The 23,471-nt window shown below is 71.2% G+C and carries 20 protein-coding genes and 2 pseudogenes; 15 read left to right on the top strand and 7 right to left on the bottom strand.

Features of this window, described 5'->3' with window-relative positions; genetic code table 11:
- Positions 1-15 precede the first annotated feature (15 nt).
- The 3 genes from KV557_RS24165 to KV557_RS24155 form a co-directional block, all read right to left on the bottom strand.
- Entirely contained in the window at positions 16-1,884 is a 1,869-nt protein-coding gene (locus tag KV557_RS24165) for an APC family permease (RefSeq protein WP_256177879.1), read from the bottom strand.
- An 817-nt stretch (positions 1,885-2,701) separates the two neighbouring features.
- Positions 2,702-3,178: a DUF5994 family protein gene (locus tag KV557_RS24160; protein WP_218203562.1), complete on the bottom strand. Its 477-nt coding sequence runs from the start codon at positions 3,176-3,178 to the stop codon at positions 2,702-2,704.
- Between the two features lie 1,420 nt (positions 3,179-4,598).
- Positions 4,599-5,351, bottom strand: a complete 753-nt coding sequence (locus tag KV557_RS24155) for a DUF2306 domain-containing protein (RefSeq protein WP_218203561.1) — start codon at positions 5,349-5,351, stop codon at positions 4,599-4,601.
- A gap of 266 nt (positions 5,352-5,617) precedes the next feature.
- Between KV557_RS24155 and KV557_RS24150 the strand changes: the two genes are divergently transcribed.
- The 3 genes from KV557_RS24150 (at position 5,618) to KV557_RS24140 (ending at position 8,693) form a co-directional block, all read left to right on the top strand.
- Entirely contained in the window at positions 5,618-6,295 is a 678-nt protein-coding gene (locus KV557_RS24150; protein ID WP_218203560.1) for a TetR/AcrR family transcriptional regulator, read from the top strand.
- 176 nt (positions 6,296-6,471) lie between these two features.
- A complete protein-coding gene (locus KV557_RS24145) occupies positions 6,472-7,317 on the top strand; it encodes a glycerophosphodiester phosphodiesterase (protein ID WP_218203559.1) in 846 nt (281 codons plus the stop codon).
- Positions 7,314-8,693 (top strand): MFS transporter, encoded by a 1,380-nt coding sequence (locus KV557_RS24140; protein WP_218203558.1) that lies wholly within the window; start codon positions 7,314-7,316, stop codon positions 8,691-8,693. The genes KV557_RS24145 and KV557_RS24140 overlap by 4 nt, the downstream gene beginning before the upstream one ends.
- A 103-nt stretch (positions 8,694-8,796) precedes the next feature.
- On the opposite strand, the gene KV557_RS24135 is transcribed toward KV557_RS24140, so the two are convergent.
- Both KV557_RS24135 and deoC read right to left on the bottom strand, forming a co-directional pair.
- Complete coding sequence (locus tag KV557_RS24135; RefSeq protein ID WP_218203557.1) at positions 8,797-9,570, bottom strand: class I SAM-dependent methyltransferase; 774 nt, start codon at positions 9,568-9,570, stop codon at positions 8,797-8,799.
- A gap of 199 nt (positions 9,571-9,769) precedes the next feature.
- Positions 9,770-10,462 carry a deoxyribose-phosphate aldolase gene (gene deoC, locus KV557_RS24130; protein WP_218203556.1) on the bottom strand — a complete coding sequence of 231 codons (693 nt, stop codon included), beginning with the start codon at positions 10,460-10,462 and terminating at the stop codon, positions 9,770-9,772.
- 293 nt (positions 10,463-10,755) lie between these two features.
- Here deoC and KV557_RS44915 point away from each other — a divergent pair.
- The 11 genes and pseudogenes from KV557_RS44915 to KV557_RS24080 form a co-directional block, all read left to right on the top strand.
- Positions 10,756-10,950, top strand: a pseudogene (locus KV557_RS44915) (GntR family transcriptional regulator); the annotation flags it as partial.
- A gap of 36 nt (positions 10,951-10,986) precedes the next feature.
- Positions 10,987-11,484: a GntR family transcriptional regulator gene (locus tag KV557_RS42940; protein WP_308130046.1), complete on the top strand. Its 498-nt coding sequence runs from the start codon at positions 10,987-10,989 to the stop codon at positions 11,482-11,484.
- Between the two features lie 134 nt (positions 11,485-11,618).
- Positions 11,619-12,875 carry a zinc-dependent alcohol dehydrogenase gene (locus KV557_RS24120; RefSeq protein ID WP_218203554.1) on the top strand — a complete coding sequence of 419 codons (1,257 nt, stop codon included), beginning with the start codon at positions 11,619-11,621 and terminating at the stop codon, positions 12,873-12,875.
- On the top strand, positions 12,872-14,170 hold the full coding sequence (locus tag KV557_RS24115) for an MFS transporter (RefSeq protein WP_218203553.1): 1,299 nt from the start codon (positions 12,872-12,874) through the stop codon (positions 14,168-14,170). The genes KV557_RS24120 and KV557_RS24115 overlap by 4 nt, the downstream gene beginning before the upstream one ends.
- Positions 14,154-15,440: an amylo-alpha-1,6-glucosidase gene (locus tag KV557_RS24110; protein WP_218203552.1), complete on the top strand. Its 1,287-nt coding sequence runs from the start codon at positions 14,154-14,156 to the stop codon at positions 15,438-15,440. The genes KV557_RS24115 and KV557_RS24110 overlap by 17 nt, the downstream gene beginning before the upstream one ends.
- A gap of 2 nt (positions 15,441-15,442) precedes the next feature.
- A complete protein-coding gene (locus KV557_RS24105) occupies positions 15,443-16,399 on the top strand; it encodes a Gfo/Idh/MocA family protein (protein WP_218203551.1) in 957 nt (318 codons plus the stop codon).
- Between the two features lie 151 nt (positions 16,400-16,550).
- Entirely contained in the window at positions 16,551-17,111 is a 561-nt protein-coding gene (locus KV557_RS24100) for an RNA polymerase sigma factor (protein WP_218203550.1), read from the top strand.
- Entirely contained in the window at positions 17,108-17,923 is an 816-nt protein-coding gene (locus tag KV557_RS24095) for a zf-HC2 domain-containing protein (protein ID WP_218203549.1), read from the top strand. The genes KV557_RS24100 and KV557_RS24095 overlap by 4 nt, the downstream gene beginning before the upstream one ends.
- Before the next feature lie 41 nt (positions 17,924-17,964).
- The gene (locus KV557_RS24090; RefSeq protein WP_218203548.1) at positions 17,965-18,774 is read left to right on the top strand and encodes an ABC transporter ATP-binding protein; all 810 of its coding nucleotides are present in this window, start codon (positions 17,965-17,967) and stop codon (positions 18,772-18,774) included.
- Positions 18,771-20,165, top strand: a complete 1,395-nt coding sequence (locus KV557_RS24085; protein WP_218203547.1) for a hypothetical protein — start codon at positions 18,771-18,773, stop codon at positions 20,163-20,165. Before KV557_RS24090 ends, KV557_RS24085 begins: the two co-directional genes overlap by 4 nt.
- Entirely contained in the window at positions 20,162-20,737 is a 576-nt protein-coding gene (locus KV557_RS24080; protein WP_218203546.1) for a hypothetical protein, read from the top strand. Before KV557_RS24085 ends, KV557_RS24080 begins: the two co-directional genes overlap by 4 nt.
- Before the next feature lie 126 nt (positions 20,738-20,863).
- Here KV557_RS24080 and tnpA read toward each other — a convergent pair.
- A pseudogene (gene tnpA / locus KV557_RS24075) lies at positions 20,864-21,321 on the bottom strand (IS200/IS605 family transposase).
- A gap of 11 nt (positions 21,322-21,332) precedes the next feature.
- Here tnpA and KV557_RS24070 point away from each other — a divergent pair.
- The gene (locus KV557_RS24070) at positions 21,333-22,505 is read left to right on the top strand and encodes an RNA-guided endonuclease InsQ/TnpB family protein (RefSeq protein ID WP_218203545.1); all 1,173 of its coding nucleotides are present in this window, start codon (positions 21,333-21,335) and stop codon (positions 22,503-22,505) included.
- A gap of 102 nt (positions 22,506-22,607) precedes the next feature.
- Here the strand turns inward: KV557_RS24070 and KV557_RS24065 are convergent, their stop codons facing one another.
- Complete coding sequence (locus KV557_RS24065) at positions 22,608-23,342, bottom strand: TetR-like C-terminal domain-containing protein (protein WP_218203544.1); 735 nt, start codon at positions 23,340-23,342, stop codon at positions 22,608-22,610.
- Positions 23,343-23,471 lie beyond the last annotated feature (129 nt).

Raw genomic sequence — 23,471 nt, 5'->3', positions numbered from 1 at the left:
GGTGCCGCCGCTGTGCTACACGTGGAACGGGACGGTCGTCACGACGACCTTCGGCAGGGGGCGCAGCGCCCTCCGTAGCCGAGCCGCGAGTCGGTTGTGCAGGAGGCGGTGGCGCCAGTGCCGTACGACGATCTCCGGGAGGATGACGGTCAAGGTGAGGTCCGGGCGCTGGTGGTGCAGCGACTCGATGTAGTTGACCAGCGGTGCGACGATCGCGCGGTAGGGGGAGAGGACGATCTTCAGCGGTAGGTGGTCGCCCCACAGGTTCCAGTACTCGCGGAAGCGTTGGGCCTCGTCCGCGCTGGGGCTGATGTGGAGCGCGAGGACGGGCTGCTGGAGCGAGGCGGCGTAGGCCAGCGCTCGCATGCCGGCCAGGTTCAGTGCGGCGATCGGCACGATCGACAGGGGGTGGATCTCCTCGGGAGTCTCCTCGCTCTCCGCTTCGGCCGTGGTCTCGAACGGCGCTCCGGGCGCGGCGCCCGGTGTCTGTGCGGTGGCTCGTGTTGCGCCGTCCCCCGAACTCGGAGGTGTGATGGTACGGCTGGGGACTTCGACGGCATGGGGATGCAGGGCGATCGCCGCGCCGACTGTGTCGTAGTGGTGCCGGATTCGTGTCGTCACGAGGACGAACAGTCCCACCGTGAGCACGGCGAACCAGGCGCCCTCGGTGAACTTCGTGATGCCGGCGGTGATGAGGACGATCGCCGAGAGCAGGGCGCCGGTGGCGTTGAAGGCCAGGCTCTTGCGCCAGTGGCGGTCGCGCAGGCGCCACCAGTGAACGACCATGCCGGCCTGCGACAGTGTGAAGGCGAGGAAGACGCCGACGGCGTAGAGCGGGATCAGAGGGGCGGTCTTGCCGCCGAACGCCGCGTAGATCGCGGCCGCGGCGACCGAGAGCAGGATGATCCCGTTGCTGAAGGCCAGACGGTCGCCCAGCCTCAGGAAGATCCGCGGTGCCTGGCTGTCGCGGGCCAGCAGGAACAGGACGCGGGGGAAGTCGTTGTAGGCGGTGTTGGCCGCGAGGAGCAGGATCGCAGCGGTGGCGGCCTGGGTGAAGACGTAGAAGAAACCAGAGCCGAAGGTGCGATGGGCGAGCTGTGACAGCACCGTCTCGTTCGCGCTGGGCACGACGCCGTCGAGGTGGACCAGAGCGATCGTGCCCGCGAACAGTGCGACGAGCAGGCCGACCATCCAGGTCAGTGTCGTGCGGGCGTTGCGCCACTCGGTCGGCTGGAAGGCGGGCACCGCGTTGGAGATCGCCTCGATGCCCGTCATCGCCGTCGAGCCGGAGGCGAAGGCACGCAGGACCAGGAGCAGGCTGATGCCCTCGGTCGCGGTCGGCTGTGGTGTCGACGTCGGGTGGAAACCGCGGCCGGCCGCGTCGGACAGACCCACGGCGACGAGTGCGAGGACTGCGAGGACGAAGGCGTACGTCGGTGCGGCGAACAGCGCACCCGCCTGCCGCACACCGCGGAGGTTCCCGGCGAGCAGCACAGCGATCACGACGACGCCGATCGGCACGATGTCGGGTTCGAGCGAGGGGATCGCCGAGGTGACCGCCGCCATCCCGGAGGCGATCGAGACCGCGACCGTGAGGATGTAGTCGGTCATCAGACCGGCAGCGGCCGCCAGCCCGGGAACGCGGCCCAGGTTGGCGGTGGCCACGATGTACGAACCACCGCCGTGCGGATAGGCGCGGATCGTCTGGCGGTAGGACACCCCGACGGCGAGCATCAGGAACACGATCGTCACGGCGATCGGCACCGAGTACCGCAACCCGGCGGCACCAGCGAGGACGAGGACGGCCAGCATCGCCTCAGGTCCGTACGCGACCGAGGAGAGCGCGTCGGCGGAGAGCACCGGCAAGGCCACCAGCTTGCGCATCCGCTCATGCGCGATCGCGGTGCTCCTCAGCGGAGCCCCGAGCAACGCGTGTCGGACCCTGGAACCGACCCGGCCGAGCCGAGAAGTCCGTGTGTCCTCGCTGGTCGCCTCAACCGCCGGCGGTCGTCCGCCAACCGTGGCGACCCGCACGAAACGACCGAAGCGGACCGGCAGGATCTCCGAAGGAGCGGGATAACGACCGAGATCCGGATCCACCGGCAGCGCACGTCGCCATGCCTGCGGATCCCCGGCAACCCGACCCCACTCAAGCCCCACCCGGCGCAACACCCCGAGCTGCTCCGCGTCGAGCGCCGACAGCAGGGCGTCGGGGCTCGACGCGCCGCCTTCCTGGGCACCGCCATCGCCCCGACTCGTACTCGACACAGCACACAGTGTTACGCATGGTGTCCCCTGCCCGGGGCAAGGCACACGCCGGGCCGCCACATGCTCGGCACGGCGGGCGGCGTATCCCTCACCTCATCCGAACGCGGGTGCAGGCCGGCCTCGTGCCTTCGTGCACGCAGCCCGCCGACACGTGGTCTCAGGCCGACGGCGCCGACTCGGCGCGGCAGATCCTCACAGCCACCGGCGTCAGCTGCGAGCGTCCCGGCGAAGCGTCCTGACCGCTGCACCGCCCGTATGGTCTGGAGGGCCAGGCCGAGACCGAGTGGTCACGCGAGTAGCGGGACCAGCCGCGGCCAGAGGGACGGGCGCGGCGCGGCGCATCACCGGTGTCTGCGCCGGACGTCCATCCGTGCGGGAAGTCAGGGTCGGGGCCGGCGGTGAACGGCATGGTGCCGTCCGCTGCTGATCGTTGTCACCCGCCTGCCCGCGGGTCTCCGGTTGGCACACCCGCGGCTGTCAGGAGGTCGGTGCCGGTGCGCGTGTTCGCCGGGTCGGACGCCGCTGTCATCAGCCACTCGGCGGCGGAGGCCTCGGCCTCGGGGGGAATCACCAGGAGCTCAAGGCGCGTAGGGGTGAAGGAGCACACGACCACCTCGTCCGCGTCCTGTTCCTGTTCGAACCACCCGACGTGGATGACGTGGCCGGCGACCGGGACGCGCCGGGGGATGACCGGCCAGTGCGTCGGATTCACGGTGACGCGGGTGACCCTCCCCCACGTGGGGTCCAGTGCTGCCGCCAACGGGGGCAGTTCGCGCAGGAGGTCGTGCGAGCGCGGCCACCAGGCCCCGTCCAGCCGGCCCCGGGTGGCGCCCTCGGGTGTCAGCGTGAGTCGGACCGGCGGTTCTGGCCCCGGTGGCTGGGCAGCGGTGGGATCGGAGGTCGCGGTCATGTCGAACACCCGCCTCGGGCTCGTTGTGGACGGCCTGATGCAGCCGCCAGGGCACCGCAGTAATCCGCAGGCCGTGGACGGTGAACTCTTCCACCGTATAACCCGGCCACAGCCCTGGCCTCCGGGGTGAGCACGGGGCGGTTGGTGGGCCGCCGTCGGGAGTTGCCGGAAACGTTCGGACAGCGCATGTACGCATGGGCGCAGAGTGTGCGCGCTGTGCTGCCGGGCGCGGCTGCGGCCGGTCTCCGCTGAGGGGCCGCCTACCGTTCTGGCACGGCGAGGTGATCGGCGGTGCCGCCCCGCCACTCGACCAGGAGGAGGCTCGCGTCATCGGTTGTGGTCCCACCTCTCTCCCGCATCAGCCAGGATGGATCTTGTCGCCGTGGGGTGCGGCGCAGGGTATCCCTCGGGTGACTTTTCTGGCCAAACGTCACGCGCGGGAATCTTTGAATAATGATTTATGTGCATGGCGGCCTCGAATTCTCGCAGTGCGGAGTATTCTGGACAGTGCCGGGAGAAGTTACCGGTAGGACGATCGCGAGGAGGCGAATATGCAGATCAGTGAGGCAGGATCCCTGGCTCTGCGACTCGTGATCGCAAAAATGTCCGCCCTTTCGGCGGGAAGATCATAGGGCGATGAGAGTCGGGGGGCGCAGATTCAGATCCTGCTGCCCCGGCCGACGTGACGTTTACGCAGGCCGGCAGGCCGTCCCCGTAGCAATGCGGGGACGGCCTTTTCTGGGGCGGGGCTTGTGTCATGGTTCGGCGGAGGCCGGACCACCGCCGATGTTGGGCGGTGGTGAAGCGGGTGGCGGAGGCCGCTGTAGCGGTGTGGAGCGCCCGGTGTGGCGGATTCGGCGCCTTGAAGCTGGCAGTCACCTGCGGATCGGCGTGTTCTTGACCGCAGCTTCCCGTCGTTGCTGTCTGCCGCGATGCAGGACCGTTTGGCCCCGGAGTCGACAGCCACAGCCGCAGCCGCGCCGTGGTGAGGAGCGACATCGGGGAATCTGGAGGGAGCAGAATAAGCCTCATAATCGGAGCGCGAACTGGGGTCAAGGGGCCTCCTGACCCACTGAAACAACCCGTCAAGGGACCGCGGTGGGTGAGCCTCGGGTGCATCCGGATGACACGGCCAGGACGTCGGGGAGCAGGTAGTGCGACAGGGGGCTGTGGCGCAGTTCACCGGGAAAGGGTGGCAGGGTGTTGTCGCGGACAGCTGCGACTGTCGACGCATGACGATGACAGACGAGGACTGCCTCGCCGAGCCCCTGGCATTCAACGAGCAGTTCGAGGCCGCTGCCGCGAGCCGTCCGGCTTCACTCGCACCCCCACCATGAGGATCCGAAGGCACCACCAGCGGGCGTCTCCAGGCTGCGTGCCTGCTGCCGCGCCGCCACCGGAACTCGGCGGCGGCCGGACGTCAGGCCCCGGCGCTGCGGGGGTCGGTGGCGGGGGCCGGGGTGAGGCGGTAGGACGGGAGGCCGCGGCGGCGTATGAGGAGTTCGGCGACGACGAGGTTGGGCAGCCAGCAGAGGAAGGGCACGACGGCGTAGGCAGTGTCGAAGATGCGCGTGCCGTCCACGGGGCCCTGGGCGGTGAGCAGTTGGAGGGCGATGAGGACGCCGAGCCAGGCTCGTAGGGTGACGGCGGCGTAGGTGAGGGCGAAGCTGCGGATCATCCAGGCGCGGTGGCCGGGCAGGTCGCGGTTGCGGGCGGCGTGGTAGCCCCGCCAGGTGGTCCAGGCCCAGAGCAGGGCGAGGCTGCCGAACCCGAAGAAGCCGTCGAAGGCGATCGAGCTGACGAACGACATGACGAACGCGGCCACGGAGCCGACGGCGATGCCGAGGACGTAGACGCGGCCGGTCCAGCGGTGGACCGCGAGGGACCTTCGGCGCAGTGCGGTGGAGAACTGGAACGGGCCGACGAGCAGCGCCAGCGAGGCCGTCACGATGTGGACGTAGAAGGCGACTTGGATGGCGATCGGGCGCTCGGCGTAGGTGCGGGACAGGCCCCCTTGCGACGCGGCGATGGGCAGTCCGGCCTGGGCGTAGGTGGCCACGACGTACCCGACGATCGCGAGCGACGTCAGCAGGACGACGGCCCACGGGACTCGTCCGCGCCTCCCGGTCCGTGCGGTGGGGGTGGTCGCGACGGGAGCGGTGGTGCTGGTCATGGAAGTCCCCGATCTGCTCGATGTGAGGTGGGATCACGTCCAGTAGGTAGCCGCACGGCCGGTTCGGCAGTCACCCCCCCCAATGTGGACAGTGTGAACTTACGCGCCGATGTGGACGCCGTCAACATCCCCGGCTCACAGTCGGCAGTGGCTCAATTACCGGGCAGCACCATGGGATTCGAGGGCGAGAAGCCGACTCTGCCTCGTCGACGGATCAGACCGGGGGCGACTCGTCGACGAAAGTGTTCACGCTGTTAACATTGAGCATGGATTCAGCGCCCACCACCCCGGAGCAAAGGGCCTACCACCACGGGAACCTCCGCGAAGCGCTGGTGCAGGCCGGAGTCGAACTCGCCCGTGAAGGCGGCCCGTCGACCATCGTCCTGCGCGAGACCGCACGTCGCGTCGGCGTCTCGCCCAACGCGGCCTACCGGCACTTCTCCGCCCTGCCGGACCTGATCGACGAGGTGGCGCTGGAGGCCCGCCGCCGGCTGGCCGAGGCCATGGACGCCGAGCTGAGCCGGTGCGAACCCACGGGCGACGCAGGGGCCGACGCGGTGAGCCGGCTCGCCGCCGTCGGTCGCGGCTACATCCGCTACGCCCTGGCCGAACCGGGGCTGTTCGCCACCGCCTTCCCGGGCTGCCGGCCGCGCGCCGCCGAGCCCACCGACCCGGCCCCCACAGTGGCGGCGCGGCGCGGGCCCTTCGCCATCCTCCAGGAGGCCCTCACCGCGATCGACGCCGCGCACCTCCTGGCCGACCCCGTGGAGACGGCCACCCTCAACGCCTGGGCCGGCGTTCACGGGCTCTCCCTGCTCCTGCTCGGCCCGCGCGCCGAGCTGTCCGAGGAGGAGCGCGAAGCCGCCATCACCCACGGTGTCGCCTTCGTGGTCCGGGGTCTCACCCTCACGGCCGTCGGCCGAACTCCCGTCCGCCGCCGCTGACTTCCTCAGCCCGGAAGGCCCCCTTCCTGCTCGGTGGCGACGCGGGAAGAGGGCCCGATTGGTCGCGTCGTCGACGCCGCACCCACCGTTACTACTTGACAGGCTGCGTAATACTGTCACGCGTGTGATCCGGGACGCAGGCGGAACGGGCTGCGCTGCCCCCTGCCCGTCCCCCCATGAACGCAAGAACCTCGGAGCCCGAGATGCACCCCTTCCTCGACCACCGAGGGCCGCTCGCCTTCGCGCACCGGGGCGGTGATCTCGGGCACCCCGAGAACTCGCTCGCCGCGTTCGAGGCCGCCGTCGCCCTCGGCTACCGGTACCTGGAGACGGACGTGCACGCGACCGCCGACGGCGTGCTGGTGGCGTTCCACGACACCCGCCTCGACCGGGTCACCGACCGGGCCGGGACGATCGCCGAACTGCCCTGGCGCACGGTCGGGCAGGCCCGGATCGGTGGCACCGAGCCCATCCCGCTGCTGGAGGACCTGCTCGGCGCGTTCCCCGAGGCCCGCTTCAACGTCGACGTCAAGGTGGAGCCGGCCGTACGGCCGCTGGTCGAGGCGATCCGCCGCACCGACGCGTGGGACCGGGTCTGCGTCGGTGGCTTCTCCGACACCCGCCTCGCCGCCGTCCGCGCCGCCGCCGGTCCCCGGCTGGCCACCTCGCTCGGCCCGCGCGAGGTGGCACGGCTGCGGTTGCACTCGCTGGCCGAGACGCTGATCCCTGAGCCACTGCTCCGCGAACGCCGGGCGCCGTGGTCCGGGGTGTGCGCGCAGGTGCCGGAGCGGCACCGGGGCGTCCGGGTGGTCGACCGGGCCTTCGTGCGCACCGCCCACCGTCACGGCCTGCAGGTCCACGTCTGGACTGTGGACGACCCCACACGGATCAGGGCTCTCCTCGACCTGGGTGTGGATGGCATCATGGCCGATCGCATCGACGTCCTGCGCGACGTCCTCGGCGAGCGCGGCTGCTGGACCGACGGCAGCAGCGGCTCCAGCACGGTGATTGGAACCCCATGAACACCGCGACCCACCTGCCGGACCACCCGGCCACCGCGGCCGACGGCCGCGACCTGCGCCGGATGCAGTTCGGCTGGTACATCAACGACTGGGCCAACGCCGCCTTCTCGGCCACCGTCCTGACGGTGTTCCTCGGGCCGTACCTGACCTCCATCGCCAAGAACGCCGCCGACGCGTCCGGCGACGTGCACCCGCTCGGCCTCTCGGTCCGCGCGGGGTCGTTCTTCCCGTACACGGTGTCGTTCTCCGTCCTGGTCTCGGTCGTGGCGATGCTGCTGGCCGGCACGGTCGCGGACCGCACCGGGCGGCACAAGGAACTGATGTGCGGCTTCGCCTACGTCGGCGCGACCGCCACGATGGGGATGTTCTTCCTCGGCGGCGACCGCTACCTGCTCGGCGGCGGACTGCTGGTGATAGCCAACATCGCGTACGCGGTGTCGGTCGCGCTGTCGTACGCCTACCTTCCGGGCCTGGCCACGCCCGACGAGCGCGACGCGGTCTCGTCCAAGGGCTGGGCCTACGGCTACGCGGGCGGCGGTCTGCTGCTGATCGCCAACCTGGCGCTGTTCGAGGGCCATGACGCGCTCGGCCTCTCCTCCGGCACCGCCGTGCGGATCTGCCTGGCCTCGGCCGGCCTCTGGTGGGCACTGTTCACCGTCGTCCCGCTGCTCCGGCTGCCCTCCCGCGCCGGCGTGGCCCCCGGCCGTACCCAGGTCGCGCCCGACCGCCCCGCCGCCGGCAGCCTGCGCGAACTCGCCCGCACCCTGCGCGGCATGCGCCGCTACCCGCTCACCCTGCTCTACCTGGGCGCCTTCCTCTGCTACAACGACGGCATCCAGACCGTCGTCTCCCAGGCCTCCCTGTACGGCAGCGAGGAACTCGGCATGGACCAGACCACGTTGGTCGCCGCCGTCCTGGTGGTCCAGATCGTGGCGATCGGCGGCGCGCTGCTCCTCGGCCGCATCGCCGGCCGGTACGGCGCCAAGCGGACCGTCCTCGGCTCCCTGGTCGGCTGGGTGATCACCCTCGCCCTCGGGTACTTCATGCCCGCCCACCGGCCGGCCTGGTTCTTCGCCCTGGCCTGCATGATCGGCCTGGTACTCGGGGGCAGCCAGGCGCTCTCGCGCTCGCTGTTCTCCCACCTCATCCCGGCCGGCCGGGAGGCCGAGTACTTCAGCGTCTACAAGATCAGCGACCGCGGCACCAGTTGGATGGGTCCGCTGGTCTTCGGCCTCGCGTACCAGATCACCGGCAGCTACCGTTCGGCGATCATCTCGCTGCTGGTGTTCTTCGTCATCGGCTTCGCCGTGCTGGCGAAGGTTCCGGTCCGCCGCGCCATCGAGGCCGTCGGCAACCCGGTCCCCGAGCGCCTCTGACGACCCGGATCCGGACCCGGCGTGTTCGCCGCGCTCGACTGACCGGCAGACGGGGCCCGGCCCGGATCGCGCGATCCGGGCCGGGCGCGCGTTCGGCTCGGGGTCAGGTGGCGCGGATCAGGACGAGCGATCCGTTCAGGTGGGACTGCCGCCGCAGGTGGCCGTACCGCTCGTCCCACGTGCCGTCGGCGAGGTCCTGCGCGAGCCGCTCGGTGTACTGCCGGGCCAGGTCCGGTTCGACGAAGCTCCACGCCGAACAGGACTGGCGGGCGGCCGGGTCCAGCAGGAGTTCGGGGCGGGCGTAGTACGCCTCGTTGAAGCCGTCGACGCAGTCGGCCGGGATCGGCACCGTGGTGACGTCGGCCCGGCCGCCCAGGGCCTCGGTGATGTCCCGGATCGACGGGTAGCGCCGCGCTTCGGTGTCGAGCACCAGCGGCGCGTACTCGTGCAGCCAGAAGTCCCGTACCAGGTCCGGGTCGCAGGTGAGGACGACGACCGGGCCGCGGGCGACCCTGCGCATCTCCCGCAGCCCGGCCTTCACGTCGCTCCACTGGTGCACGCTGAACGTGGTCATCGCGGCGTCGAACGTGTCGTCGGCGAACGGCAGGTTCTCGGCGACCCCGTCGATCGCCTCGGGCAGGTGCGCGGGCCGCTGGGCACGCATCGACGCCGACGGTTCCACCGGGGTCACGTCGAACGCCGCCGACTCGTACGAGCCGGCCCCGGCGCCCACGTTGACCACGGTGCGCGCGCCGGCCAGTGCCTGCTCGATCAACGCGGCTATCCGTGGCTCGGGTTGCCGGTAGGAGGCGTACGATCCCCCGATCGTGCCGTAGTCCGCGTCGCCCGCGCTGCCGTCCGCCATCCGCTGTCTCATGAGGCTCCCTTCAGCCAATTCCCGTACTTGCCCGGCATGCTCGCCGGGCTCACCTGCCCGGCAACCGGTACGACGATAGACCTTGCCCCTGGGGGCAAAGTCAACCGCCCGGGCCTGTGGGGAGCATGCCGTGGAGATGGGAGCCGTGGTCGCCGGACGCCGCGTCAGGTCGGCGGCCGGCGACCACGGGGCGCGGGGGTCAGGCCGCGGCGCGGCGGGCGGCGAGGTCGTCGAGGATGGTGGCGGTGGTGGTGGCCCCGAAGCGTTCGGCGCCCGCGGCCACGAACTCCAGCATGCGGTCGAGGGTGCGGACGCCGCCCGCCGCCTTGACCTTCATGTGTGCGGGGGTGTTGGCGCGCATCAGCCTGACGTCCTCCAGGGTTGCTCCGCCGGGCGCGAAGCCGGTGGAGGTCTTCACGAAGTCGGCGCCCGCCAGCGCGCTGAGGCGGCAGGCGCGGATCTTCTCCTCGTCGGTGAGGTAGGCGTTCTCGAAGATCACCTTGACCGGGCCGGCGCCGGCCGCCACCTCCACGACCGCCTCGATGTCCTGCCCCACCGCGCGGTCGTCCCCGCTGCGCAGCAGGCCGATGGTGAGCACCATGTCGAGTTCGGCCGCCCCCTGGGACAGGGCGACCTCGGCCTCGTGGACCTTGACGGCCGTGGTGGACCCGCCGTGCGGGAAGCCGATGACGGTGCCGACCGCGACCCCGGTGCCGGCGAGCGCCTTGGCCGCCAGGGCGACGTCGGCGGGGCGCACGCAGACGGAGGCGACGTCGTAGCTCGCGGCCAGTGCGCAGCCCCGTAGGACCTCATCGGTGGTCAGTTCGGGCCGCAGGAGCGAGTGGTCGATCATCTTGGCCAGCTGCGGGACATCGATGCTGGTGAGGTCCATGAGCCTGTCCTTAGGGTGGGCGTTGCGCGTTTCGACCGGTAAGGGAGGTGCGGCAGTGCGGACTGCTTCGACCATAGACCCGTGCCATCTAGCTGTCTATACGGCTAGACAACCAGGCGGCCGAAGCCCCGGTGGGCCGACCCCGAGCCGACAGCCCGTTCCGCTGTGGCGCAGATCACCTTGCACACCTCTTGCCCCTGCTGCCATTCATGGGCATCTGTCCCGCTCTGTTCAGGTCTAGGCTGGTTGACTAGACAGCTAGACGGCGTACTCTCAATTTCGGAGGCCCCCTTTTGGGAACGGATTTTGCACCCAGGTACTACCAGATCGAACAGGCGCTTCGAAGCCGGATCGCCGAGCATCGACCACACGACCCGCTACCCTCGGAAACGGCGTTGTGCGAGGAGTTTGGGGTAAGCCGAATGACTGCCAGAGCAGCCGTTCAACGGCTCGTCACAGAAGGCCTCGTGTACCGCGTTTCCGGGCGCGGGACATTCGTCGCCGAGCCGCCGACCCACCGCCGTGTGGAAAGCCTCGTGCGGTTCAGCGAGGAAATGCGCCGGCAAGGCCGGACGCCTTCGTCCCGGCTGATTTCGGCCGGCACCCGGGCGGCCCTGCCGGAGGAGGTCAACCGGCTCCGGCTGCCCGGATCGGCGCGGGTCGCGCAGGCGCGGGTCGTGGAGATCTGCCGGGTGCGGCTGGCCGACCGGATCCCGACCGCGCTGGAGCGGGCGGTGTTCCCCGAGGCCCTGTCCGCCCTGCTGGACGTGGACTTCACGACCGCGTCGATGCACGAGGCGCTGGCCGGGCTCGGCCGGATCCCGACGCGCGGGCACTCGTCCATCAGGGCCGCGGCGGCCGGCGAGGTCGAGGCCGACCTGCTCGCCGTGGCACCGGGTTCCGCGCTGCTGGTCGAGGAGCGCCTGATCCTGGACCAGGACGACCGGCCGCTCGAACTCACCGAGTCCCGGTACGCGGGCGACAGATATGCCCTCGATGTCGCCTTCGAGGTCGATTCCTGAAATCACCCGAGCGACCCGCGGTTCGAGTGACGGCAACGGTGCCGGTGAAATCATGCCGGGAATTTCCGAGGGGAACTGCACTGTCGGCAGGGCGACGCGGCCCGGGCCGATTCGAGTGTCGTGGAATTTCATGCATGCGTGGAGGGAATACCGTGTACGCGTATCTGATGACCTCCCCCGGGGAGCTCAGTCGTACCATCGTGCCCGACCCGGAATGCCGGGAGAACGAAATCCTGCTGGAGACCGAGGCGGTTTCCATCTGCTCGACCGACGTCTCGTACTTCCGCGGCCACCTCTTTCCGGAGGCCTGGCCGATCATTCCCGGGCACGAGTACGTCGGCCGGGCCGTCGAGGTCGGACAACAGCTCAGGAACGACGTGCGGCCGGGCGACCGGGTCACCTACTGGGGGCAGACGGACTTCGGCGGAATGGCCGAGTACCGGGCGCTCCGGCCGCTCTTCCCGGGCCGGCACGGCGTCGAGACGGCGTGGTACACCGGGCGCAACTTCTACGACGCCGACCAGGCCGCCGCCGTCGTCCTGCCGCCGTCCGTGCCCTCCGATCTGGCCTCCGTGATCGAGCCGCTCACGTCGGTCCTCCGGTCGTTACTGCTCAACCCGCCGAAGCCGGGCGACACCTGTGTCGTCCTCGGCTGCGGCCCGAGCGCCCAGCTGGCCGTCCAGGTCCTCGACCGCCACCTCGGTGCGGGCCCGATCACCGTGCTGGACCGCAACGACGACCGGATGGCCCTCGCGCTGCGCCACGGGGCCTCCTTCGCCTTCAACACCGACACCCAGGGTGCGGAGCTGCAGGCGTACGTGCGCGAACACCACGACCAGTACGCGGACTACGTGTTCGACGCCCTGCCCCACATCACTCCGCCGGGTCAGACTTCCCCGGGCCCGGCGGGGGCGGACGGCGGGGACGGGGGCGAGAGCGCGGGCAAGGACATCCGCGAACTCGCGATGGGACTGCTGCGCCCCGGCGGGGCCTACGTCATCTACGGTGCGACGGCCGTCCCGCAGCGGCTGAACACCTGGATGATCCTGGCCAAGGGCCTGAGGCTGCTCTCCACCCCCTTCGACGTGCGCTCGTTCCCGATGGCCCGGTCGGCCCACGTCACCGGCGTCGCGCTGCGGCTCGTCGAATCGGGCCTGGTCGACCCCGAGCCGCTGATCACCTCACGGGTCTGCCTGAGCGACGAGGACGCCGTCCGCGAGGCGTTCACCGGCTACGGCCGGGGAGCCTCGATGAAGACCTCCATGCTCGCCCCTTCCGTCCTGCTGGACCACGTGCGGCGCACGGCCGGCGCCAACGGGTCCGCCGGTACCAACGGCACCAACGGCTACGCCGCCAGTGCCTTCGCCGAGCAGGCCGGGACACCCCGGTGACCGTCACCGACGCGCGGGGCCGCCCGGACCACCGGGCCCCCGCCTTCGTCCGGGACCGCCTGACCACCACGGCCTACGGCGGACTGGCCGTCTACGCGTACCTCCTGTACGCGCTGGGCCCGTTGCTGCCGCTGCTGCGCCGGGATCTGCACCTCAGCTACGCGATGATGAGCCTGCACTCCACCGCCTTCGCGGCCGGCGCGATGCTCACCAACCTGCTCTTCCGCCGAATACGACGGCGGCTCGATCACCGGCCGCTCTTCTGGTCCGCCCTCGTGGCCCTGGCCGTGGGCGCCCTGCTGCTGGCGACGGGGCTCTCCGCGACCGCCACGATCGGCGCGGCCGCGGTGGGCGGTGTCGGCGGCTCCCTGCTGCAGACCACGGCCCTGGCGGTGCTGGCCGAACACCACGGCGCACACGACTCCCTCCGCGCGCGGGCCCTCGTCGAGGCCAACGCCGCCGCGAGTGTCAGCGCGCTCACAGCGCCCCTCGTCATCAGCGGCCTCGAAGGTGCCGGAGCCTCCTGGACGTGGTGCCTTCTCGTGCCCGCCCTCGCCGCGGGGGCCATGTATCTCGCCTTCCGGAACGAACCGTTGCAGCCCCGCGTCGCGCCCGCCGCCGTTGCGGCCGACGCGGGGGAACACGCCCGGCTGCCGATCGTGTTCTGGCTCCGCGCCACCCTGTGCGGCTCCGTGGTCGGGTTCGAGTTCTGCCTCGCGTACTACGCCTCGCCCCAGCTCACCAACAGCGCTGGCCTGACGGTCGGTCAATCTGCCGCCGCACTCGCCCTGTTCTACGGGGGCGAACTGGCGGGCCGTCTCGCCGGAAGCCGCCTGACGGCCGATTCGCGTCCCGGGCGCACGGCTCCGGTCCTGGTGGCCGCCGCCCTGGCCGTCGCCGCCGGCGGCTTCCTCATGCTGTGGCTCGCCGCCTCCCCCTGGCCGGCCCTGCTGGGCCTCGCGCTCAGCGGCCTCGGCGTCGCCAACCTCTTCCCGCTGACGCTCTCGCTCGCCGTGAGCGCGGCCCCCGGCCGGACCGACCAGGCCACGGCCCGCGTCCAACTCCTGGTCAGCACCTGCATCATGCTCGCACCCCTGCTCCTCGGGGCCCTGTCCGACCGGCTCGGCGTCCGCTCCGCCTTCGGCCTCGCCGGATGCCTGCTCCCGCTCGCCGCGCTGCTCCTCGCCACCCAGCGACGGCACGCGGCCGCCGTACGACAGCACCAGGGCACCGTCGCACAACAGCCGGCCACCGACGCATCCTCAGGAGTCACCACCCATGTCGATCGCCGATAGCGCCGCCGCCCACGCACGCGACACCCTGTTCCGCAACCACCGCAGCGGCTTCTCCCGGGCGGCACAGCGCCCCTACGACTTCACCTGCCCCTCCCCCGACACGTACCCCTTCCAGTGGGCCTGGGACAGCAGCTTCCACGCCATCGCCCTCGTCCACGTCGACACCCGCCGGGCACGCGACGAGATCCGCTCCCTGCTCGGCGCCGTCACGCCCACCGGGTTCCTGCCGCACATGGTCCTCTGGCAGGACGACCTCAGGCCCACCGCGACCGCCGACTTCCGGATCGACCTCTGGCAGGGCTGGCGGTCCGTCACCATCGCCCCTCCCGTCGTCGCCCGGGCCATCGAGCACGTGTACCGGGCCACCCGGGACGACCTCTGGCTGCGCCGCGTCCTGCCACCCGCCCTGGCGTTCTTCGGCTGGCTCGCGGAACACCGCACGAGCCCCGGCACCGGCCTGATCGAGATCTACCAGCCGGACGAGTCCGGCCTGGACAGCAGCCCCAAGTACGATGCCGCGCTCGGCATCGAGTCGGCCCCCGAGGACGCCGTGCACGACGCCTGGCACGCCGCGATGCGGTCCCTGATCACGGCCTACTCCTCCCCCGCCCGCACGCCCGAGACCCCCTTGCGCGACCGCAGGCTGTTCGTCTGGAACGACGTGCTGGTCAACACCGTGTACGCCGACGGGCTGGCCTGCCTCGCCCGCCTGGCCCGCACCGCGGGGCTGGACGGGCGGACGGCGGCCCGGCTGGCCGAGGAGTCCCACGCGATCGGCGCCGCACTGATGCGGCACTGCTGGGACGAGACCACCGGCGCCTTCTACGACCTCGACCTCGTCGCGGGCAAACGTCGTGACGTCCTCACCGCGAGCTCGCTCCTCCCCATCCTCCTCGACTCGGTGCCGGCCGCTGCCGCGCACCGGGTCGTCGAGGACCATCTGCTGAACGAGAGGGAGTTCTGGCGGCCCCACCCGATCCCGAGCGTCGCCGCCTCGGAGCCGTCCTACGACCCCTCGTTCCGCACCGGAGCCATCTTCCGCGGCTCCAGCTGGGTCAACCTCAACTGGTACCTGTACCAAGGCCTGCGCAGCCGGGGCTACCGCGCCGAGGCCGACGCCCTCGCCGCCCGCACCCGTGCACTCGTCGCGGCCTCGGGCACGCGTGAGTGCTACAGCCCGGAGGACGCCACCGGGCACGGCGCGCGCTCCTTCGGATGGAGCTCCCTCGTCCTGGACCTGGCCGCCTCCACGGCGACGGAGGAGGACTGACCGTGGCCACCTGGGGATTTCTCGGAGCCGGTTCGATCGCCGCCTCCAGCCTCGCGCCGGCCGTGCACGCGGCCGACGAGCCGCGCCTGCACGCCGTGGCAGCGAGCGACGCCCGGCGCGCCCGGGCCCTCAACCCCGCGCGGGTGTACACCCGTTACGAGGAGCTGCTCCACGACCCCGAGATCGACGTCGTCTACGTCGCACTCCACAACAGTGCCCACCGGCCCTGGGTGGAACGCGCCCTGCGCGCGGGCAAGCACGTCCTGTGCGAGAAGCCGCTCGGGCTGACCGCCGCCGACGTCACCGCGATGGCCGACACCGCCCGCGCGACGGGACGGCTCCTCGTCGAGGCGGCCTGGAACCGCTGGCACCCCCGCACCCGGGACCTCGAAGCGATGATCACGCGGGGCGCGATCGGAGCCGTCCACACCGTCACCGCCCGGTTCGACGGCCTCGCACCGGCGGCGGGCAACTACCGGCTCGATGCCGCTCTCGGCGGCGGCGCCCTCTACGACGTCGGCTACTACGCCGTGTCCGCCGCGCTCGCCGCCTTCGGCTGGCGGACCCCCCAAGTCGTGCGGGCCGAGCAGGAGTTCTGGCGGCCCGGCTCCGCCGACTCGGCCACGAGGGCCCTGCTCGACTTCCCCGGCCGGGGGACGGCCGACCTCGGCTGTTCGCTCGTCGGCGGCATGTCCGAGACGTTCACCGCCGGCGGCACCGCAGGCTCGATCACCCTCTCCCCGCCGGCCTTCTGCGCCGGCGCGGCCCCCAGCGCCCTCACCGTGAGCGGCGAGGTCCGCCAACGGCGCTATCCGTCCGTGGACCCCTATCGCCTCATGGTGGAATCGGTGGACGCGGCAGTGGGGGGTGACACCTACGCCCACCTGGTACCGCTGGAGCAGTCCCGTCTCATCGCCGCCACCCTCGACTCCGTCCGCGACCACCTTGCGCGGACGTGAGACTTCAGAGGGCGAGAGACTAATTCAGAGGGCGAGAGACTTTCAGAGGGCGATGCGTGAGCCGGCATCAGCTCGCGCATCGCCCTCCGGCATTGTGACGTAGATCACGCCGGATGCAGAACCTGTGCGCCGCATCGGGCGTCTGGCTGGTGTGAGATCACGCAGGAGAGCACTGGACGAGCTGGACGAGGAACGCCTCCTCCGGCTGGTGGCCAGAGGTGACCGCGGGGCGTTCGACGAGTTGTACCGACGCACGTCGCCGTGGCTGGCGGTGCGGCTGCGCCGCCGCTGCGCCGACGAGCAGATCGTCGCCGAAGTCATGCAGGAGACCTATCTGGCGGTGTGGCGCGCGGCCGGCGCGTTCGCCGGGAGCGCGGTCGGCGGCACGGCCGTCGGGTGGCTGTGGACGATCGCGGCGCGCCGCCTCGTCGATGCGTTCCGGCGCCGTGCCCACCACGCCGAACCGCCGGTAGCCGCCGCCGAGCGGGCGGTGGTGCCCGCAGCGGAGGAACAGGTGCTCGCCGGGACGGTCGGCGGCGACGTCGGCGACGCCCTGCGGCAACTGGCGCCGGAACTCCGACAGGTCCTGCAGGCCACGGTGCTCGACGGGCTCTCCGTCCGGGAGACCGCCGTCCTGCTCAGACTGCCCGAAGGCACCGTCAAAACACGCGCCCGCCGGGCCCGGATCGCGATGCGGAAGGCGCTGGCATGAGTGCGGAACACGCGTCGATGCGGTTGATCGACGACTATGCACGTGGTGATACGGAGATGGCCGCGGACACGGTGTGGGCGCTGGAGGCCCATCTGGAGACGTGCGCGCCGTGCCGGAGCCGCCTGGCGGCCTCCGTGGCCACCGAGGCGCCCGGCATCGCCGCGCTCGTCGACACCGTCCGGGCCGGTCTGGAACCGCAGTTGGACGCGGCCGTCCGGAGGCCCTCGCGGCGACACCGCCCGAGGTGGGTGTCGGCCTGGCTGACACCGGTCATGGCCCCGTGGCTGGCCATGACCGTCGCCGTCACCCTGATGGCGCTGCTGCTGGACGCGCTCTCGTCGCCGACGCTCTTCGGCGACGCCTCTCCCATGGTGACGATCGCGCCCGTGCTGCCGCTGTGCGGTGTCGCCGCCTCGTGGTCGCGCGGCCTGGACCCGGCGCACGAACTGACGGCCTCGACCGCCCGGGCCGGCCTGCCCCTGCTCCTCAGACGCACCACGGCGGTACTCGTGGTGGTCCTGCCCGGGCTCCTGCTGGCGGGATGGCTGACCGGAACCATGACGGCCGCGCAGTGGCTGCTGCCCTCCCTGGCCTTCACCTCCACCGCCCTGGCGCTGGGCAGCGTGGTCGGTGTGACCCGTGCCGCCGTCGCCCTGGTGGCCGCGTGGGGCGTCGTCGTCGCGGCACCCGCATGGGACGCCGGCCTCGCCCTCCTCGCGCTGGAGCCGGACCAACTGCCCGTATGGGGGCTGCTCCTCGCGCTCGGCATCGGCGCCGTGATCGCCCGCAGGAACGCGTACTCAGTGCTGTGAAAGCTGTGAAACCATCGTCGACCCTCGAAAGGGACCACCGCATGCCACCCACGACGAGCGCGGCCGACACCGCGCCGAAGACCTACGCCTGGGAGATCCGGGCCAGCGGCCTGAGAGTCCGCGTCGGACGGAAGAAGATGGCCGTCGACGGGCTCGACCTCGCCCTGGGCACCGGCGCCCACGGCCTCCTGGGGCCCAACGGAGCGGGAAAGACCACCCTGATCCGGGCGCTGGCCACCGTGCTGCGCCCCGCCGGGGGCGAACTGGAGCTGCTCGGCACCTCCGTGGGCGGGCTGGGCGACCACCGGGCCCTGCGCCGCCGGATCGGCTACCTGCCTCAGGAGTTCGGCTACTACAAGCGCTTCACGGTGCGCGAGTTCGTCGAGTACATGGCCTGGTTGAAGGAGGTCCCGAAGGCGGACATCCCCGCGGCCGTCCAGCGCGCCGTGGAACGGGTGGGCCTGGCGGACCGCGCCGACCACCGGATGAAGACCCTGTCCGGCGGCATGGTGCGGCGGGCCGGCATCGCCCAGGCCATCGTCAACGACCCGGAGGTGCTGCTGCTGGACGAGCCGACGGCCGGCCTGGACCCGGCGCAGCGGCTGCGCTTTCGCGAACTGCTGCAGGAGTTGGGTCGCGACACCTGCGTGGTCGTCTCCACCCACCTGGTCGAGGACGTCGCGGCCGCCTGCTCCGACGTGGTGCTCTTCGCCGACGGCCGCCTCGTCTTCCAGGGCACACCGGAGGACCTGGCCGCGGCGGGCGGCCCCGAGTACCCGGGCGACAGCCCGCTGGAGCGCGGCTACTCGGCACTGCTCCGCAACAACGGCCAGCAGGGGGGCACCTGGTGAACGCACGTGTACTGCGGACCGAGCTGAGGCGCTCCGCCGCCCCGTGGGCCGGCATCGTCGTCCTGGGCGGCAGCCTGGCGATCTTCTTCCTGTTCGACGGGATCTGGTGGAAGGGCACCGCCGGGTGGACGGCCCAGTGGACCACCATGGCCATGTGGACCCGGTACTGGCTGGCCTTCTGGTGGCCGCTCGTGGTGGGCCTGGGGGCGGCGTACGGGTTGCGTGACTCCCGCTCGCGGATGACCGAACTGCTGACGACCACGCCGATGCCGGCCTGGCGCCGCGCGGCGCTGCCGGCCGGCACGCTGGCGCTCGTGCTGGCGGCGGGCTTCGGCCTCCTCGTCCTCGTGGGCGGAGTCCAGGTGGCCCTCGGCGCCACCACCTACACGTCCCTCGACTGGCTGCCGATCTCGCTGGTGGCGGCGCTGGCCCTCGTCGCGGGGGCCGTGTTCGGCATGGGCGTCGCGCAGGCCCTGCCCTCCGTGCTCACCCCGCCGGCGCTGGTGTTGGTCTTCTTCACGCTGGCGGGCCAACTCCTGCGGCAGAGAGGTGACGAGGCACTGCCGACGAGCATCGTGCCGAACCGGCTCTCCCTGCTGTCACCGGCGTCCGTGGAGCCGCGGCAGATGCTGCTGACCCTGTCCGGCTCCGTGCACCTCGGCCAGACGATCTGGCTGCTCGGCCTGCTCGCCACCGGCCTCGCGCTGCTGACGGCCGTGACCCGCCGGGCCCGGCTGCTCGCGGTGACTCCCATGCTGACCGGCGCGGCCCTGGCCCTGCTGGTCCTCCCGGCCGCTGCGCGCGACAGCTATGTCGTCGACAAGGCCGCCGCGGCCCTGGTCTGCGACGGTCCGGTGTGCGTGACGCAGGCGAACCGCTCACGCCTGCCCGAGCTCGCGCCGCGTGGCAAGGAGGCGCTGAGCCGGCTGCATGACGCCTTGGGCGACCAGGCGCCGAACTCGGTGCGGGAGGACACCGCGCTGCGCGCGGTCGGCGACGAGCGCGAATTCTCCGCCGACGTGGTGCTGGTCGACTTCGACGAACGGCTGTTCGCCGATGCGAAGGGTGAGGAACTGACCCGCGCGCTGGTCGCCCAGGGCCTGACACCGAACTGCCGTGCGTACAACACCCGGGAGGGCGGGGGACGGGAGGCAATGGCCGTCCAGAGCATCGCCGCGAGCTGGGCCCTCGGTGATCCCCGCCTCGTACCGCTGGAGGAGAAGGGCGACGACAGCTACGGGACATGGGCGCAGGCCGACGTCACCTGGGCGAAGCTGACGGCGCTGTCGCCGGCCGAGCAGCGCTCGCGGATCGCCGAGGTGCACGCCTCCACTGTCTCCTGCACGTCGTACAACCAGCTTCAGCTGCTGGCGGGGGTTGCGTCGCGATGAACTGGCTGATGCTGTACGCGCGTTCACGACAGGTGCCCGCCTCGGCCGCCGTGGTCACGCTCGTCGCGCTGGTGGTGTGGGCCCTCAACCAGGGCGGCGGCGAGGGCTCGACGGAGCTGGGGACCGCGGTCCTGCTTCTCACCGCGAACGTGGCGGCCGGCTCCGTAGGGCTCGGTGGGCAGGATCTCGCGCTGGACAGGACGGCCGCGATCCGGTGGGCACCCCGCCGGGCGGCGCACGTGCTGCTGATCGGCGCGGTCGCCGGTGCGGCGCTGCTGGCGGTCCAGGTGGTGGGCCGGGAGCTCGCCCCTACCGCGATCGTCGTCCGGGACAGCGCGGGCCTGGCCGGCCTGGCCGCGCTCGGGGCGGCGGTGTGCGGGGCACCGTACGCCTGGACCCTGCCGACCGGCTGGCTCGCGTTCACCTTCTTCGCCCCGCCGCTGCGCGGCACCGCGGGAGAGATCCTCAGCTGGATGACCTTTCCCCCCGGCACGACGGTGTCCACCTGGACCGCGTTGGCCCTGTTGGCGACCGGCACCGTGCTGTACGCCGTGGCAGGACCGAGACGGTGACGGGCTGCGCCCCGCCGATTCTCTTCTCCCGAGCCCGATTTCAGCGTGATCTAGCGAGGAACCCCGGGCGGTTCACGCCCGGGAGGAATCGCTTCCTGAGTCTCGGCGTCGCGGAGCGACGCCGCATCACTCGGGCCGTTTCTGGTTCTCGATGTATTCCTTGATGATCGACAGAGGCGCGCCGCCGCAGGAGGCTGCGAAGTAGGACGGTGACCAGAAGTGCGCGCCCCACAGGTACTTGCGGATGTGGGTGGGGAACTCTCCCCCAGCCTTTGGCCGGGAGGTACCCCCAGGCGCAGGCGGCGGGCCGATACGCCCTTGAGAGAGCCGACCAGTCGGGACAGAGCGATCTTCGGCGGGTAGTGCACGAGGAGGTGGACGTGGTCGCGTTCGCCGTTGAACTCGACCAGCTCTGTTTCGAAGTCGGCGCAGACGGCGCGCATGATCTCTTCGCAGCGTCGCAGGATCTCGTCGGTGAACGGTCCGCGCCGGTACTTGGGCGTGAAGACCAAGTGGGCGTGGAGCGTGTGGACGACCGTGCGCCCCCTGCGGATGTTGGGGTTTGGTTCCCATCGCGGTGACATAGAGCAATGCTATGGTTACGCTGATGAAGATCGTGGCGCAGGTGAAGCTCCTGCCGATGCCCGAGCAGGCGGCGGCACTGGAGTGCACCCTGCGGGCGGTCAACGAGGCGGCGTGCTGGGTGTCCGGCGTGGCGTTCGAACGCGGTGTCCCGCGTGAGTACGAGCTGCGCAAGCACACCTACGCCGAACTGAAAGCCCGTGGGCTCGGGGCGCAGGCCGCGCAGCACGTCATCAAGAAGACCCGCGATGCTTACACCACCCTGTCGGCGAACCTGCGGGCCGGGAACCTCGGCAAGCCGGGTTCCGAGCGCCGCGTCAAGGCGGAGTCCAAGCCCATCGTCTTTCGTCTGGATGCCGCGCAGCCGTACGACGACCGGTGTCTGTCCTGGCAGTACGACCAGCAGACCGTGAGCATCCGGACCACTGCCGGGCGGTTGAAGGGCGTGCGGTTCGCATGTTCCCCGGACGCGCTCAAGACACTGCGGGAGAACCGGCGGGGCGAGAGTGATCTGATCGAACGCGACGGCGTATTCTACCTGATCGCTACCTGCGACATCCCCGAAGCCCCCCCGAACGAGGACCCGTCCGGGTTCATCGGCGTGGACCTCGGCATCGTGAACATCGCCACTGCATCCACCGGCTACCGCGCCGCCGGACGCGGCCTCAACCGGCACCGCAAGCGGCAACTCGACCTACCGAAGAAGCTCCAGGCCAAGGGCACCAAGTCCGCCAAGCGCCTGCTCAAGAAGCGCTCCCGCAAAGAGCAGCGGCACGCCGCCAACCAGAACCACATCATCTCCAAGACCATCGTCACCACCGCTGAACGCACCGGCTACGGGATCGCCCTGGAAGACCTCACGGGCATCCGCAGCCGGGTACGGCTCCGCAAGGACCAGCGGCAACCACTGCACTCGTGGAGTTTCCACCAGCTCGCCTCCTTCGTGGAGTACAAGGCGAAGCGGGCCGGAGTGCCGCTGGTGTACGTCGATCCGGCGTACACCAGCCGGCAATGCTCCGAGTGCCACCACGTCGAACGGAAGAACCGGGCGACGCAATCCGAGTTCGCGTGCCGCGCCTGCGGCGTCATGATGCACGCGGACCACAACGCATCCCGCAACATCGCCCGCAAGGGCGAGACAGCGTGGATCGCGGGGCGTGAGTCACGCGTCCCAGCCATCCCCTAGGTGGCTCAGACGTGGGAGGCCACGCGACAGCCAGCCGCGCCCTACCCACAAGCCCAGTCCTTCAGGACCGGGTCAAGTTGACAGGGCAGGAGTGCTCTCGCTTCAGACCGAGGTGCTCTCGCCGCCCAGGGGAACCACGAGTCCGATCCCCTCGGCCGCCACGGCGACGGCGAAGTCGAAGAACGCCGACTCGTCCCGGACGCTGTCGTGGGTGCGGCTGAAGACCTGGAACACCAGGAGCCCGATCAGGCTGCTCCACAGCACGATGCCGCGCTCGATCACGTCCGCGAACGGCGCCTCGGGCAGGCCGCCGAACAGCTCCACGGCCTCCGGCCGGAGCAGCGGCGGCCCGGGCACCGCCCGCCGGGGCGGGGTGAGTTCGCCGGCCTCCAGGCCCGCGCGCACGATTCCGGCCAGCACGGCGGGCGTGCGCGACGCGGGCGGGACGGTGTCCTGCGGGGCGTGGTAGCCGGGCACGGGCGAGCCGTAGATCAGGGTGAACTCCGCGGGGTTGTCGAAGGACCATCGCCGCAGTGCCCGGGTCGCCGCGAGGAGCCTCGCGCCCGCCGAGGCACCGGCGTCCCCGGCGGCCCGGTCGGCCTGCTCCATGGCGGCGCCGGACTCGTTGTAGGCGTCGACGACCAGCGCGGTCAGCAGGTCGTCCCGGTGCGGGAAGACCGCCTGCACGTCCGCGACGGCAAGACCACTCTCACCGGCAACGGCGTCCAGGGTCAGGCCGTCGGCGCCCAGCTTGACGAGCAGTCGGCGCGCGGAGGACTTGATACCCGTCCTCGGGTCGGTGTTCTCGTCGGCGGCGCGTGCTCCGGATTCAACCATGGCCGAACCCTACCGGTCGGCCGCGACGTCCACGGGGCCAGGTCGGCCACCTGCTGCGCGACCGCTTGATGTCGGCGGCGACGGCCCGGAACTCGCCGATGACGACGCCGTTCCACGCGTCCCGACGCA

Source organism: Kitasatospora aureofaciens (genome assembly GCF_019192735.1).
In the GTDB taxonomy this organism is placed as follows: domain Bacteria; phylum Actinomycetota; class Actinomycetes; order Streptomycetales; family Streptomycetaceae; genus Kitasatospora; species Kitasatospora aureofaciens_A.
The sequence above is the reverse complement of the archived record's forward strand: the minus strand, read 5'-3'. Positions and strand labels throughout refer to the sequence as shown.

What these genes read in the sequence shown, in the direction of transcription:
- KV557_RS24090 (WP_218203548.1), top strand. Translation starts at nt 17,965, where the DNA reads ATGCCACCCACGACGAGCGCGGCCGACACCGCGCCGAAGACCTACGCC.
- KV557_RS24155 (WP_218203561.1), bottom strand. Translation starts at nt 5,351, where the DNA reads ATGACCAGCACCACCGCTCCCGTCGCGACCACCCCCACCGCACGGACC.
- KV557_RS24145 (WP_218203559.1), top strand. Translation starts at nt 6,472, where the DNA reads ATGAACGCAAGAACCTCGGAGCCCGAGATGCACCCCTTCCTCGACCAC.
- KV557_RS24150 (WP_218203560.1), top strand. Translation starts at nt 5,618, where the DNA reads ATGGATTCAGCGCCCACCACCCCGGAGCAAAGGGCCTACCACCACGGG.
- KV557_RS24080 (WP_218203546.1), top strand. Translation starts at nt 20,162, where the DNA reads ATGAACTGGCTGATGCTGTACGCGCGTTCACGACAGGTGCCCGCCTCG.
- KV557_RS24140 (WP_218203558.1), top strand. Translation starts at nt 7,314, where the DNA reads ATGAACACCGCGACCCACCTGCCGGACCACCCGGCCACCGCGGCCGAC.
- KV557_RS24110 (WP_218203552.1), top strand. Translation starts at nt 14,154, where the DNA reads ATGTCGATCGCCGATAGCGCCGCCGCCCACGCACGCGACACCCTGTTC.
- KV557_RS24070 (WP_218203545.1), top strand. Translation starts at nt 21,333, where the DNA reads ATGGTTACGCTGATGAAGATCGTGGCGCAGGTGAAGCTCCTGCCGATG.
- KV557_RS24095 (WP_218203549.1), top strand. Translation starts at nt 17,108, where the DNA reads ATGAGTGCGGAACACGCGTCGATGCGGTTGATCGACGACTATGCACGT.
- KV557_RS24160 (WP_218203562.1), bottom strand. Translation starts at nt 3,178, where the DNA reads ATGACCGCGACCTCCGATCCCACCGCTGCCCAGCCACCGGGGCCAGAA.
- KV557_RS24135 (WP_218203557.1), bottom strand. Translation starts at nt 9,570, where the DNA reads ATGAGACAGCGGATGGCGGACGGCAGCGCGGGCGACGCGGACTACGGC.
- KV557_RS24165 (WP_256177879.1), bottom strand. Translation starts at nt 1,884, where the DNA reads ATGCGCAAGCTGGTGGCCTTGCCGGTGCTCTCCGCCGACGCGCTCTCC.
- KV557_RS24065 (WP_218203544.1), bottom strand. Translation starts at nt 23,342, where the DNA reads ATGGTTGAATCCGGAGCACGCGCCGCCGACGAGAACACCGACCCGAGG.
- deoC (WP_218203556.1), bottom strand. Translation starts at nt 10,462, where the DNA reads ATGGACCTCACCAGCATCGATGTCCCGCAGCTGGCCAAGATGATCGAC.
- KV557_RS24120 (WP_218203554.1), top strand. Translation starts at nt 11,619, where the DNA reads ATGCGTGGAGGGAATACCGTGTACGCGTATCTGATGACCTCCCCCGGG.